This is a genomic window from Streptomyces sp. NPDC096012, from assembly GCF_040426375.1.
In the GTDB taxonomy this organism is placed as follows: domain Bacteria; phylum Actinomycetota; class Actinomycetes; order Streptomycetales; family Streptomycetaceae; genus Streptomyces.
On the sequence record NZ_JBEOTD010000039.1, the window covers coordinates 35238 to 47961 of the forward strand.

At 62.7% G+C, this 12724-nt stretch carries 8 protein-coding genes; 3 read left to right on the plus strand and 5 right to left on the minus strand.

Features of this window, described 5'->3' with window-relative positions:
• Nucleotides 1-1335 precede the first annotated feature (1335 nt).
• Genes ABVB68_RS29465 through ABVB68_RS29475 form a run of 3 tightly spaced genes read right to left on the minus strand, consistent with a single transcriptional unit; the run spans nucleotide 1336 to nucleotide 6586 of the window.
• A complete protein-coding gene (locus ABVB68_RS29465; RefSeq protein WP_353604216.1) occupies nucleotides 1336-4377 on the minus strand; it encodes a type I restriction endonuclease subunit R in 3042 nt (1013 codons plus the stop codon).
• Entirely contained in the window at nucleotides 4374-5018 is a 645-nt protein-coding gene (locus ABVB68_RS29470; protein WP_353604217.1) for a restriction endonuclease subunit S, read from the minus strand. The genes ABVB68_RS29465 and ABVB68_RS29470 overlap by 4 nt, the downstream gene beginning before the upstream one ends.
• Entirely contained in the window at nucleotides 5015-6586 is a 1572-nt protein-coding gene (locus tag ABVB68_RS29475; RefSeq protein ID WP_353604218.1) for a type I restriction-modification system subunit M, read from the minus strand. Before ABVB68_RS29475 ends, ABVB68_RS29470 begins: the two co-directional genes overlap by 4 nt.
• Before the next feature lie 1148 nt (nucleotides 6587-7734).
• Here ABVB68_RS29475 and ABVB68_RS29480 point away from each other — a divergent pair.
• On the plus strand, nucleotides 7735-8649 hold the full coding sequence (locus ABVB68_RS29480) for a phosphotransferase enzyme family protein (RefSeq protein ID WP_353604219.1): 915 nt from the start codon (nucleotides 7735-7737) through the stop codon (nucleotides 8647-8649).
• A 3-nt stretch (nucleotides 8650-8652) separates the two neighbouring features.
• Here the strand turns inward: ABVB68_RS29480 and ABVB68_RS29485 are convergent, their stop codons facing one another.
• On the minus strand, nucleotides 8653-10029 hold the full coding sequence (locus tag ABVB68_RS29485; protein ID WP_353604220.1) for an NsdA family TPR-like regulatory protein: 1377 nt from the start codon (nucleotides 10027-10029) through the stop codon (nucleotides 8653-8655).
• Nucleotides 10030-10235: 206 nt separating this feature from the next.
• On the opposite strand from ABVB68_RS29485, the gene ABVB68_RS29490 reads away from it, so the two are divergent.
• Nucleotides 10236-10802: an ATP-binding protein gene (locus ABVB68_RS29490; RefSeq protein WP_353604221.1), complete on the plus strand. Its 567-nt coding sequence runs from the start codon at nucleotides 10236-10238 to the stop codon at nucleotides 10800-10802.
• Nucleotides 10803-11126: 324 nt separating this feature from the next.
• A complete protein-coding gene (locus tag ABVB68_RS29495) occupies nucleotides 11127-11423 on the plus strand; it encodes a hypothetical protein (RefSeq protein WP_353604252.1) in 297 nt (98 codons plus the stop codon).
• Between the two features lie 368 nt (nucleotides 11424-11791).
• Here ABVB68_RS29495 and ABVB68_RS29500 read toward each other — a convergent pair whose 3' ends face one another.
• A complete protein-coding gene (locus ABVB68_RS29500) occupies nucleotides 11792-12571 on the minus strand; it encodes a GntR family transcriptional regulator (protein ID WP_353604222.1) in 780 nt (259 codons plus the stop codon).
• Nucleotides 12572-12724: the final 153 nt, after the last annotated feature.

The following is a 12724-nucleotide window of genomic DNA, read 5'->3' on the forward strand; positions in this document are numbered from 1 at the left end:
TTCATATGCGGTGGGCATAGTGCTTGACCGGGCAGCGGACCTACTCCTTAAGCCTCTGAGTGACAAATACAAACACGACCATTTCCCGAACCCTCGCGACTACGCGATTGCTCGCGAGCATATTTCTACAGTTCCCTACTTTCTGGCGCGTACAGAATACGCTCGAAGCCGTATGCGGGTCTGCCGCGGTTGGGTAGTCAACGGGGCATTGTTGACGTTGGCCGTTGACGGGAATCTCATGCGACATGGGGATAAGCTGAACGTTGCAACGTTGATGACCGTCGTCACCATTCTCGGAATCGCGTTGACTGCGGGCTCGTTCTTTTCCTGGAAAAGCATAGTGAAGAGCTCGTACCAACAAATCAAGCTGCAAAGTGACATAATCTCAGCTCGCGTTGCCCCGCTCGCATCGCCAAGCAACTAGAGAGCGCATCGCGCCACGACCAAGCCACAAACGCACCAGAAAAAGCACAGCTTACCCAAGCTGATGTCAGCTACCTCACGCCGGTACGCTCCACTCTGACCAGCATGCACCTTCACACGCATCAGAAACGGCGCCATGGTGACCAGAACCGCGGGCTCACCATCAAGTCGAGGGGTAGACGGCATTGCGAAGTGTGGCGCGCCGACAAAGGCAGGCGGTCCGGTGTCAGCGGAAAGTGGTGTCGGGTACCTCCCGGGGTCCGATCCATCAAGGTCCCTGGTCGGCCTATGGTATTGCTCAAGGAGAAAGAAGCCAGGGAGAAGAAGCGCAAGCTACGCAAGAAGCGCTAGCCCAGCCTGACATCCACGAGTGACATCAACGACCGCGCACACACCAGCACACGAGCACGGTTTAGCTCAACCGAAGCGACCCACGCACCTCCGCGGCAGAGTCAGCCGCGCCCGAACTCCTAATGCGGTCGTCGACAACTGCCGACGGCTCAGCAGCAGGTCAGGGCGTTGACCGATTAGGTGGGCCGCAGGTCACAGCCGCCGGTGATTAGTTGTGACTGTTCAGAGATTAGAGCGTCCGGCAGGCAAACCAGAGTCACGCCGCCACAGAGGACAGCTACAGAAGAGCTGCGGATGGCTCGGTAGCAAAGGAAACGCGCTTGCCACTTCCCGGCCGGCAGCCGACTCAGCCCGGGAGATCGCGGCCCACCATCCAAGAGCTGACCTAGGCGAAGCTGGAGAGGGAAGCCTCAGACTATGGCAGGCTGGCAGGGCCCTCGGCCCTTATCCCGCTCGACGGCACTCCGCCAATCAAAGTTTTCTTCCTTCGCATTGACAGCGCTACAGACCGCCTCGGCTGCTGGCCATGTGCGATATCAAGGCGGCCGACCCTGACCGGTGTCAGCGCAGCGTGAAGAATCTGTCGAAGAACCCCTTTAGCTTCTCGAGGACCACTCTCTTCTTGTCCGCGTGGTTGTTGTTACGGGCGAATCGGGAGACGGGGGGCAAGATCTTCGTGACGGCGATTCCCATGGTGGGGAGTACTCCGTCGCGGAAGGCGCCCGCAACGAAAGCGCGTGTCTCCTCAGCTTTAAGGTTCTCGTCGGCGATGATTTGCGTAAGCTCTTCCTCGCGCTTGGCCTCGATGTAGCGGCCCCACTCCTCGTCTGTGTCCGCATCCGCCGAGACAGAGTCGACGAACTCTATGACAAGGTCCTTCTTGTTGCGCAAGCTAATGCTGGAGTCGAGAGCCCTCTGGATCCCTGCGCGGATGGCGACCTCTCGGTCATGGCCGTTGCCAAGCTCTCCCTGCAGCTTCTTGACAAGCATGAGGATGTAGTCAACGTTGACCTCGACCTGCTTGACGAGCTCGATCTCGAAGACGACGTCCTCGTTGATGCTCTCCTTGGCGGCGTCGGTCTTGCGCCGGAAGTCCTGGTAGAGATCGAGGTAGAGGCTCTGGTAGTCCTGCAGCTGCCGCTCGGTGAGGATCTCGTTGCCGGCGAACTCGTCGAAGGCAACAAGGATGTTGCGCAGCCGCAGGACCGCCCCGAACAGCTTGATGAAGTGCTTCTGGTTGGCCTCACCAAGGATCGCGGCACCGAGCGGGTAGACCTCCAGCAGGTCGGAGACCGTCTGCTGGTACTCGGCGTGGTACTCGGCGTACGGGGCGAGCTTCACGATGCCAGCGGCATCTCTACTGCCGAACAAGGTGAGGGCCTCGTCGACCTCTTCCCCCAGGTCACGGAAGGAGACTATATTGCCATAGGTCTTGACGGAGTTGAGGATACGGTTTGTCCGGGAGAACGCCTGGATGAGGCCGTGCTGACGTAGGTTCTTGTCGACCCACAGGGTGTTAAGGGTGGTCGCGTCGAAGCCGGTCAGGAACATGTTGACGACGACGACGAGGTCAATCTCGCGATTCTTGAGCCGCTCGGACAGGTCCTTGTAGTAGTTCTGAAACCTCTGCGCCGACGTGTCGTAGCTGGTCCCGAACATACCGTTGTAGTCCTGAATGGCGTCCTCGAGGAAGTCGCGCGAGCTGGCGTCCAGGGCCTCTATCTCGAACTCTTCCTCACTCAGCAGTCCGTCGGCGTCGGCCTCGTTAGCGGAGTAGGAGTAGATGAGTGCGATCTTGAGCCGCTCGTAGCCCGGTATGGTGGCCTCGCGTTCGCGTTGCAACCGCTCGAAGTGGTTGTAGTAACGCTTGGCCGCGTCGATGGAGGCGGTGGCAAACATCGAGTTGAAGCCGCGCACGCGCCGGTCACGCAGCTGGTAACTCGAGTTGCGGCGGGTCTTTTGATCGAAGTGGTCGAGGATGTACTCGGCCACCTGGGCAATTCTCTCCGGGGCAAGCAGGGCGCGCTCAGTGTCGATTGTGGATACCTGCTTGTCAACCAAGCCGGATGCGACCTTGATCGTGTTGACGTAGTCGATACGGAATGGCAGAACATTCTTGTCATTGATCGCGTCGACGATCGTGTATGTGTGCAGCTTGTCGCCAAAGGCCTGCTCGGTAGTACGTAGTTTGGGGTTGCCGCTGGTTCCGGCATTGTCGGCGAAGATCGGCGTGCCCGTGAAGCCGAACAGGTGGTAGTGGTGGAATGCCTTGGTGATCGCAGTATGCATGCCACCGAACTGAGAGCGGTGACATTCGTCGAAGATGATGACGACGTGACCGTCATAGATCTGGTGGAGCCTGTTCTGCTCGACGAACCGGGAGAGCTTCTGGATCGTGGTAACGATGATGCGTGCGGCAGGGTCCCCAAGCTGCCGCTTGAGGACGGCAGTCGAGGCGTTAGAGTTCGCTGCCCCCTTCTCAAATCGGTCGTACTCCTTCATCGTCTGGTAGTCGAGGTCTTTGCGGTCCACGACGAACAGCACCTTGTCGATGCTCGGCAGGCGGCTGGCGAGCTGAGCAGCCTTGAAGCTGGTGAGAGTCTTGCCCGAGCCGGTGGTGTGCCAGACGTATCCGCCGGCAGCGGCGGTCCTGGTCTTCTTGTAGGTGGTGCAGGTCTCGAGACGCTGCAGAATCCGCTCAGCGGCGACTATCTGGTAGGGGCGCATCACCAGCAGGTTGTGGTTCACGTCGAACACGCAGTACCGGGTCAGGATGCTCAGTAGCGTGCGCCCCGCGAAGAACGTCTTGGTAAAGCCGACGAGGTCCGTGATGGGGCGGTTGTTGGCGTCGGCCCAGCAACTAGTGAACTCGAAGGTGTTCGAGGTCTGCTTGTGTCCCCGGCGTCGGCTGGTGACCTCACCGACGTGCCGGTTACGGGTGGTGTTGCTGTAGTACTTGGTGAGCGTGCCGTTGCTGATCACGAACAGCTGCACGTAGTCGAATAGTCCGGAACCCGCCCAGAAGCTCTCCCGCTGGTAGCGGTTGATCTGGTTGAAGGCTTCGCGGATGTCAACACCGCGGCGCTTGAGTTCGACGTGCACCATCGGTAAGCCGTTGACGAGGATCGTGACGTCGTACCGGTGAGACCGAACACCCTCGGCCTCGTACTGGTTGAGCACCTGCAGCCGGTTGTTGTGGACGTTTTGCTTGTCTAGCAGATAGACGTTCTTCGTGGTGCCGTCGTCTCGGGTGAGGGCCTGGATGTGGTCCTCCTGGATGCGGGCGGTCTTCTGATCGATGCCGTCGTTCTTGGCGGCGATCTTCTCCGCGAAGAACCGACCCCATTCGCCGTCGGTGAACGTGATGCCGTTCAGCACTTCTAACTGGGCGCGCAAATTCGCGACCAGGGCAGATTCGTCCCTGATGCGGAGGTGTTCGTAGGCCTGCGCCTGCAGTTGGTTGATGAAGGCAGCCTCAAGCAAGGCCTCGCTCTGGTACCGCTCCTCGGCGGTCGGGTCGGGCTCGTATTCGGCGACGACGGTGCACTCGTCGCTCACTGCAAGCATCTCGAAGCAGTGAGCGGTACCAGAACTCTCGATCATGCAGAGGACTCCCCGAAAGTCAGCAGGCGATCACGGCAGTGTTCGTACTGGCGGCGCCGTGCCTCAATCTCCGCCTCAAGCTCCGCCTCAAGCTCCGCCTCAAGCGACTCCAACGTCGTCAAAATCCTGACGACTTCCCGCTGGATTTCCTTTGGCGGAACTGGAATACGAATCTTGGCCATGTTCTCGCCTGTGACACGCACAACCTTGGCGCCAGCCGCATACTTCATCTTCTGGTCACGGAACATCGAGGATTGGAAGAAGTACGAAACATAAAGAGGGTCAAGAGAGTGCTCGAATCGATAGCAATCGTCATGAATTGCGATGTCTTCCGGCCCAAGCCAAGCCACGGCCTTACAAACAGCTTCCGCAGTCTCGCCTGTCGCGGCGATCACCAGATCTCCATGACTGGCCATCCGCAGCCGAGCCGCGAGCTCAGGTGGGACAAACGAACGGGTCTCAGTCGCGAACGTTCCGTAACTCGTGTAGATCTCGCCGTAGTGGATACATCCGACTCCGGAGTCGACAAAGTCATTCTTGGTGATCCGGCGGCCCCGCTCGAACTGCCCAACCTCGCCGAGTCGCTTGTAGTGGACACCTTCTGGGCAGTGTTTCGCGATCAGTTCGTCGATGCGGCTCATGCGCGGTCCCCCTCAAGGTCCGCGACGATGGCGTCGATCTGTCGACGGAGTTCGGCCTGGCGGTTCACGATCCGCTCGATCTCCTTATTGAGCACCTTGATGTCGACGGTCTCGCGGATGTTCTTCTCTTCAATGTATGAGGAGACCACGATGTTGTAGCTGTTCTCGGCAATCTCACTGTTGTCGACCAGGCGTGCGAAGTGGTCGACGTCGGCCCGCGCGATGTAGGCGGCCAGGATCTTGGTTCGATTAGCCTCGGAGAGCTTGTTCTTATTGCCCTCGCGCACGAGCTCAGCGGTGCCGTCGATGAACAGCGTCTTATTGTCGTTCTTGGACTTCTTGAGCACGATGATGCAAGTTGCGATCGTGGTACCGAAGAAGAGGTCCGGCGGCAGCTGAATGACCGCGTCGACCAAGTTGTTGTCGATCAGGTATTTGCGGATCTTCTGCTCAGCACCACTGCGGTACAGCACGCCCGGGAACTCGACGATCGCCGCAGTCCCGTCGATGGCCAGCCAGCTGAGAATGTGCATGGTGAAGGCTAGGTCGGCCTTGCTCTTCGGAGCCAGCACGCCAGCGGGCGCGAACCGCGGGTCGTTGATGAGTAGAGGGTTGGAGTCACCCTCCCAGTTGGTGGAGTAGGGAGGGTTAGACACGATCGCCTGGAAGGGCTCGTCGTCCCAGTGCGCGGGGTCGGTCAGAGTGTCGCCATGCGCGATGTCGAACTTCTCGTAGTTGATGTCGTGCAGGAACATGTTGATCCGGCACAGGTTGTACGTGGTCGGGTTAATCTCCTGACCATAGAACCCCTGGCGGACGTTTTCCTTGCCAAGCACCTTGGCGAACTTCAGCAGCAGCGAGCCCGAACCGCAAGCCGGGTCGTACACCTTGTTCACCTCGGTCTTACCAACGACGGTGATCCGCGCAAGAAGCTCGGAGACCTCCTGCGGGGTGAAAAACTCACCGCCGGACTTGCCGGCGCTGGAGGCGTACATCGCCATCAGGTACTCATATGCGTCACCGAATGCGTCGATGGTGTTCTCGGTAAAGGATCCGAGGTTGAGGTCGCCAATCGCGTCGAGCAGCTTGACGAGCTTTTCGTTCCGCTTGATCACGGTGGAGCCGAGCTTTTTGCTGTTGACGTCCAGGTCGTCGAACAGGCCCTTGAAGTCGTCCTCACTGTCAGTCCCCCGCGCGGAGGCTTCGATACCGGCGAAGACCGCTGCGAGGGTCTCGTTGAGGTTCTGGTCCTGGCGCGCACATTTGCGGACGTTGGCGAACAGGTTCGAGGGCAGAACGTAGAAGCCCTTCTCCGCGACCGTCTCTTCGCGCCCGAACTCCGCCTCCGAGTCCTGCAGTTGTACGTAGTCGAAATCCGGGTTGCCCGCATGGCGCTCCTGCTCGTTCAGGTAGGCCGTAAGGTTCTCCGAGATGTAACGGTAGAAGAGCATCCCGAGCACGTAGCTCTTGAAGTCCCAGCCGTCGACGCTGCCGCGCAGGTCGTTCGCGATCCGCCAAATGGTCCTGTGCAGCTCACCGCGCTGCGCTTCCCTGCTCTCCCAAGTCACCTCCGGATTGTCGCAGGCCCGAAGCTCCACCGGTAACCACTTCGTCCTCCAGAGCGTCATCCGGCTGTCCCAGCTGCGAGTGTTCTTTGAGCACGCGGCTCTCAACTCGCTAGGCACCGCGATCGATGCCCAGCGGTGGGCGAGCAATCCACTCACTACCCTCAGCGTTCAAGCCGCTACCAACCGTCCTCAGTTTCGGTATGCCGCGGGATCCACCAGGCCAGACGAACCCATCAATGTGCGCCTGAGGTCATGCTGGCTACGCAGACATGACATCGCTGGGTATGAGGAGGTCGTTTCGGATGACGCCCTTGAAACGAGCTCACCAGAACGTCTGCCTGGCCAGCATTGCGAGCAGCAGCGAAGCATAGTAATCACCGTGACCACGACCGGCCAGCATCGGCTCCAGGACAGCGACTCACCGGCCGAGGAGACCTAGCAACCGCTTGCCGGTAGTTCGGGACGAAAAGGTCGTGTGTCACAGTCCTGCTAGACACCCGTGGCACCACAGCTACTACGACTGCCTGTTGCTCCACCGTCCCCGACGCCGCATCCTCGGTCGTATGGCGGTCTCTCCTGACACCCGTGACCTCTGCCGGGCCGTTCTCGCGCCTGACTTGGTCGAGTTGGCCGTTTTGGCTCTGGAGACCTACGCCGGGCCAGAAGAGACTTGGGTTCACCAGGCCGCGATCAGGCTGAGTGACGGACGGCTTCACCGCCTGGCCCGCTGGTTGAACTCGGCCGAACGAGAACCGGAGACGTTCCGCTGGTACGCCGGCGAACCCACCGACGTGTCACCCGAATCCCACCGGTTTGCCGTCGACTTCATCAACGGTCTGATCGACAAGGATCTCTCTGATCCTCCTGCGCCGCTGATCAGCGTGCCAGACGCGTGCCAGATGCTGCGGGGAACCACGGGAAACACCGGTCACTCACCCGGCGCGCCCACAGACGATGAGGCCGCTCGACAGCAGGTCAGCAAGCCCATCGGCCCCAAAGCGCCCAAGCTTCCCAAGCTGAGAGCTCCCGCTCTCGCTGAGACCGCCTGCTCCTGGGTACCGTCGTGCTCGTGTGTCCGGTGCGCGTTGGGTTGGTCACCCGAGGCTCGCACTGGTTGATCGTGCGCGACTAGGGGAGCTGGTACGGGCATGGCGGTTAACGCTGCTCGATCGGAAGAGGGGTTCACGTCGGCCAGGGCTACGCGGGTGATGAGTGCCGCGTGCCAGGCTGCGGGCCTCGATGGCAGAGGTGCGGAGCTGATTCGTCTCGGAGAGAACGCGCTGTTCCGGCTAGCCTCGGTGCCGGTGATCGTCCGGGTGGCAAGGGGAGAGCCATGGTTGCCGAAGGCCCGTGTCGAGGTGGCGGTGTCCGAGTGGCTGGCCGCAGAGGGTTTCCCGGCGGCCAGACTCGTTGACGGCCTGGATCAGCCGCTGGTGGTCGACGGTCACCCGGTGACCCTCTGGCGTCTCATTGTGGAGGGCGACCGTAAGGCCACGTACGGCGAACTGGGCGGCATCCTGAGGGACCTGCACTCTATGAGGGTGCCCACGGGCCTTGAGCTGCCTGCGTTCGACCCCTTCGACAAGCAAGAGCTGCGGATCAGTAAGGCACCGATCCCAGACGATGACCGGGTCTTCCTCCGGAAGCGGTGGCAGGAGCTGCGCGGCCAGTTCGAGGAGTTGAGGTTCGAGACTCCGAAGGGGCCGGTGCACGGTGATGCCCACGTGCAGAACCTCATGGTGAACGATCGGGATGAGGTGATCCTGATCGACTTCGAGGCCTTCTGCTTCGATCACCCGGAGTGGGACCTGATGGTGACGGCGGTCGAGCATCACAGCCTTGGGTGGCAGACCGATGAGCAGTACGCGGACTTCGTGCGGGCGTATGGGCGGGACCTGTACGACTGGCACGGCTACGACACGCTCCGGCGGCTCCAGGAGTTCGGCATGACGACGTGGCTCATGCAGAACGTGCAGGAGAGCGAGGGGACGGCGGCCGAGTACCGCCGGCGTATCGCTGGTTTGCGTAACGACGATGCGCCGCGGGATTGGCGTCCCTGGTAGCTGCTACTCGTCCTCGTCGTCCAGGCGGGCGAGAGCTTCGCTGACCTGCTCGTTGAAGGCGACGACGGTGGGGTGAGTGGCGTGTGCGCTGACCTCGGCTTGGAAGTCGGTGACGTAGCGCTGGAAGCGGGAGGACTGGAGGGAATCGCCGCCGTCCACGGCAAGGCTCGCGGTGGTGACGGCGGCCTCCAGTTCGCCGTTCAGTAGCTGGCTCTGGGCGAGCACCATGCGGCAGAAGCCCAACGTGCGGGCGTACTGCGGATCGGTGCTGTCTACGGCGCGCTGTGCGTGCTCGACTGCTTCCCGTCGCATCTTCAGGTCCCGGAAGCAGTGGCAGAACTCGCCCAAGAGTTCGGCGTCATCGAAGTAGCTCAGCCATGCCGGGTCATCGGCGCCTTCGGCCCGCTCGAAGTGTCGTTCTGCTTGGTGCATCGCCTCGGCTGCTCCGGCCCGGTCGCCGGCGTTGGAGAGTGCGCGGGCCTCCATCGCCCAGTAGTTGGCCATGGCTCGTGGGGTGGCTCGGCCTTTGGCACCCTCGACGGCTGCGCGGGCGAGCTGGATGGCTTGTGTGTGCTCGCCCAAGTAGTTGGCCTGGTGGCTGAGGTTGCCCAGGATGCGGGCCCCGAACATGCGGTCATCGATGACCTTGGACAGCCGTAGTGTGGAGGTGAGGTAGCGGTGGGCAAGCCGGTGGTTACCGACGTCGTATGCGGTCCACGCGAGCAGCTGGGAGACCTCGGCGGCGGCCCCGTAGAGCGCTGTGCCCACCTTCTCGCTGTAGCTGGCGTTCAGCAGGGGAAGGACCTCGTGACGGAAGTAGTGGCGTAATGCCTTGTGGCCGTGGCCTCCGCCGTACTTGAAGTCGAGTTGCATGAACATGGAGGCGGCATCTCTGATCGCGTGTACGTCGCGCATGCCGACTCGTTGTTGTGCGGGCCTGTCGGCCTGGACGCCGTCGGGCCGGTCGATTATCCATGACAGGACGGCTGAGCTTAGGTCGGCCTCCGCAATGATGAGACGGTCTGAGACGGGTGCGTCGGCACCCTCCTGCGCAAGACCGTCAAGCACCGACAGCACGTCCGGGACCGTGCTCGGGTAGCCGATCGGCTCGGGAGCGGTCGACCGAGTGTGGTCGAAGAAGCCGAGATCGCCCGGCGTGATGCGGCGGTCCAGCTTGGCACTGAGAACGTCGGCCATGATCGCTGCAGTCTCCGGTTTGATGCCGACGCCGTCTCGCCAGCGCTGCACAGCGATGTGTGTCGTTCCGAGACTGATGCCTCGCTGGGCGGCAGCGTCCTTCATCCGCTTGGCCAGCCCTTTGTTGGAGACCTTCGCTTCGTCCAGGACCGCGATCAACTGAGCGTTCGGTTCTCGGCTCATGCTCCCCTGCCAACCCGAGAATTACGGCGAGTGTTCATCGTGTCACAGCAGTGTCGCGTTGGGGGTTCATTGGTGAACCCCTCGCACATTTGCCGATGTTCACGTGAACCCCCCGATGAACGCTCCCGGCCAAGCCTGCCGCGCCGTTCACTGGTCACCACAGTTCGGCGAGCCATGGGGCTCGCCAGTGCACGGGAGGGAACGCGGTGGAAGCGCGGCAGAGCAAACACACAGCGAACGCCCCGATGGTGGGCGCATCGCACCGCTCGTGGTACGACCCCTCTAGCGGCCACTTCCGGGCGCTGACGGTCTACGCAGAGGACCCGGACTGCGTTAAGGCCGCGCGGGACATGGTCGGCTCCTACCTCACGACGTGGAGCTTGGAGTACGTGGTCGATGACGCGAAGCTCGTCGTGTCGGAACTGGTGGGCAACGTCGTCCACCACGCCGTACCGGATGAGCGCCTGTCGATGCCCGGCGCTAAGAGGCGCATCGACGTGTGGCTGATCAACTGGCCGGGAGTGCTGGGGATCGGAGTCTTTGACGAGGACTCGAATCCGCCCGATTTGCCGGCGGGTGAGTTCCTCTCGCCGGACTTGGCAGGTGACTTCATTGAAGCTCTGGTACCGGACCGTGGACGCGGGCTGCTGATCGTTCAGCGTCTGGCCGATGCGGTGTGGTGGTCGCCGGGGCTCAAGGGCGCTGGTAAGTCGGTGTGGTGCCGGTTTGATCTTGATCGTGTCTGGGCCGACTGGTTCGAGTCGTCGGCCTGATAGACGCCGGGTCGCCACCCCTGCTCTGCTCCCTCGCGATCGGGAGCGGGGCGGCGGCCCGGTAACTGGCCGGAGCCTGACCACTCCGGCCGATGGGGCGCGGTCTCTCGGACGGCCCGGGGGCTCCCCTCCCGAGCGAGAGTCCGCGCTTCACATCCCCATATAGGCCGGGCCACCCCGTCAGCCCTGGAAAGCGAAGGGTGGCCCGGCTGGGAACACGGCGGTTCCCGGTGCCTGATGGTACCGGGGCCGCCGTGCTGCGTTTGTGCCCTGGTCCAAGGAAGTTGATGACCCGTTACCTAGATCAGGGCAGAGGTGGGCAAGGTGACTGGCTCGGGTGAGGGCTGGCTGAACGATGGTCTCGATCTACCGGGGGCGGACTTCGGTCTCTGGGTGTCCGGGGTGGACTACATCTCCGGTTGGCGTGAGGCGCGTGAGGCTGCCGATCGGTTGAACCGCGCACTCCTGGGCGTGGGCTTGGAACTGTCCGCCGTGCGGGCCGTCGCGTCCACGAACGAGAATGGGCGCGGGGTGGTGCGGCTGACGGGCTGGCCGGCCGTCGTGGACCGGCTCGCTGAGCTCCTGGAGACACGCGCGGACAGCGATGGCGGTGCAGCATGAGGGGTGCTTCCGCTGGTGAAGTCTGCGTGAGGTCGGCGACTCTCCTGTTTGATGCCCCAGCCACAGAAAGTCAGCCACGACGATGCCGTGCGGCGAACGAGATGGCACGCGTGTGTCTCGCTCAGCCACCCACCGGCAGCAACCACGCTTCCGTGTTCTTGATCGTCGCGGCCGGTACCGCCCGAGACTCGGCATCGATGAGTGGTCGACGCCTCGACTTCTTGGGCGTGCTGCGGGCGGGGGCGCCGGCCGACCGGACGGGACCGGCGTCCACGCCGCACGCCCGGCCGGGGCGGCCGGGCGCCCCGGCGCGCCGCAGGCGCGCCCTTGAGGAAGTGAAGGCGGTTTCGACCGATCGTTGTCGGCGCTCAGGCGCGGGGGCGTCGTGCGGGCTGCTTGCCGGCGGTGATCCGGTAGGCGAGTTCGGCCCGGTCGGCGCCGAAGCGCAGTTCTTCGAGGATCAGCGGGTGGTCGCCGGTGCCGTGCGCGACGCGGCAGACGTGCAGGATCGGTGTGGCGTCCGGGAGCTGGAGCGTGGTGCGCTCGTCGGGCAGGGGCATGCGTGCTCGTACGGTCTCGGCCCAGGTGAGCTTGTGCCCGGCGTGGGTGAGCACCCCGTAGAGGGCGGCCGATGGCTTGCACGGCTCCTGACCGAGCAGGGGAACGGCCTCGGCAACCTCGAACGGGATCAAGGTGCGATGCATGGCGCGCGTCCCGGTGCTGGGGTCGGTGAGCAGTCGGTCACAGCCGAACAGGGCTTCCTCAGCTTCCAGTTGGAGGAGTCGGCCCGTGGCCTTCGTCGTGCGGGTGCGGTAGGTGCTCGGCTCCTCGACCTCCTGCCAGATGCCGCCGCTGGGCATCACGAACTTGCCGTCGCTGGTGCGGCTGACGCCCCGTTCCAGGGTGAGGACGGGCTGACCGCTGGAGCGGACAAAGCTGCCTTTGCCGTGCCGGACGTCGATGAGCCCTTCGGCCCGCAGTGCTGCAATGGCGTTGCGGACGGTCGGCCGGGAGACACCGTAGCGGGCCATGAGCTGTGCTTCGGACGGCAACAGGGACTCGGGCGCGAACTCGCCGGACAGGATCGCCTCACGGATCGCGGCGGCCACCTGCTGGTAGAGGGCTCCGGGGCGCTGGATCTCCGACATTCGGTCATCTCCGGGTGAGGTCGTAGGCACGTCGCACGCGCGACATCACTCGTCAGCATAAGTAGTTGCGCCACCGCCGTACAGAGCTCCATAGTCATCACTCGTCAGGACAAGTGACGTCAGCATGTGACTGGCGTCCCGACTGGCCAAGGA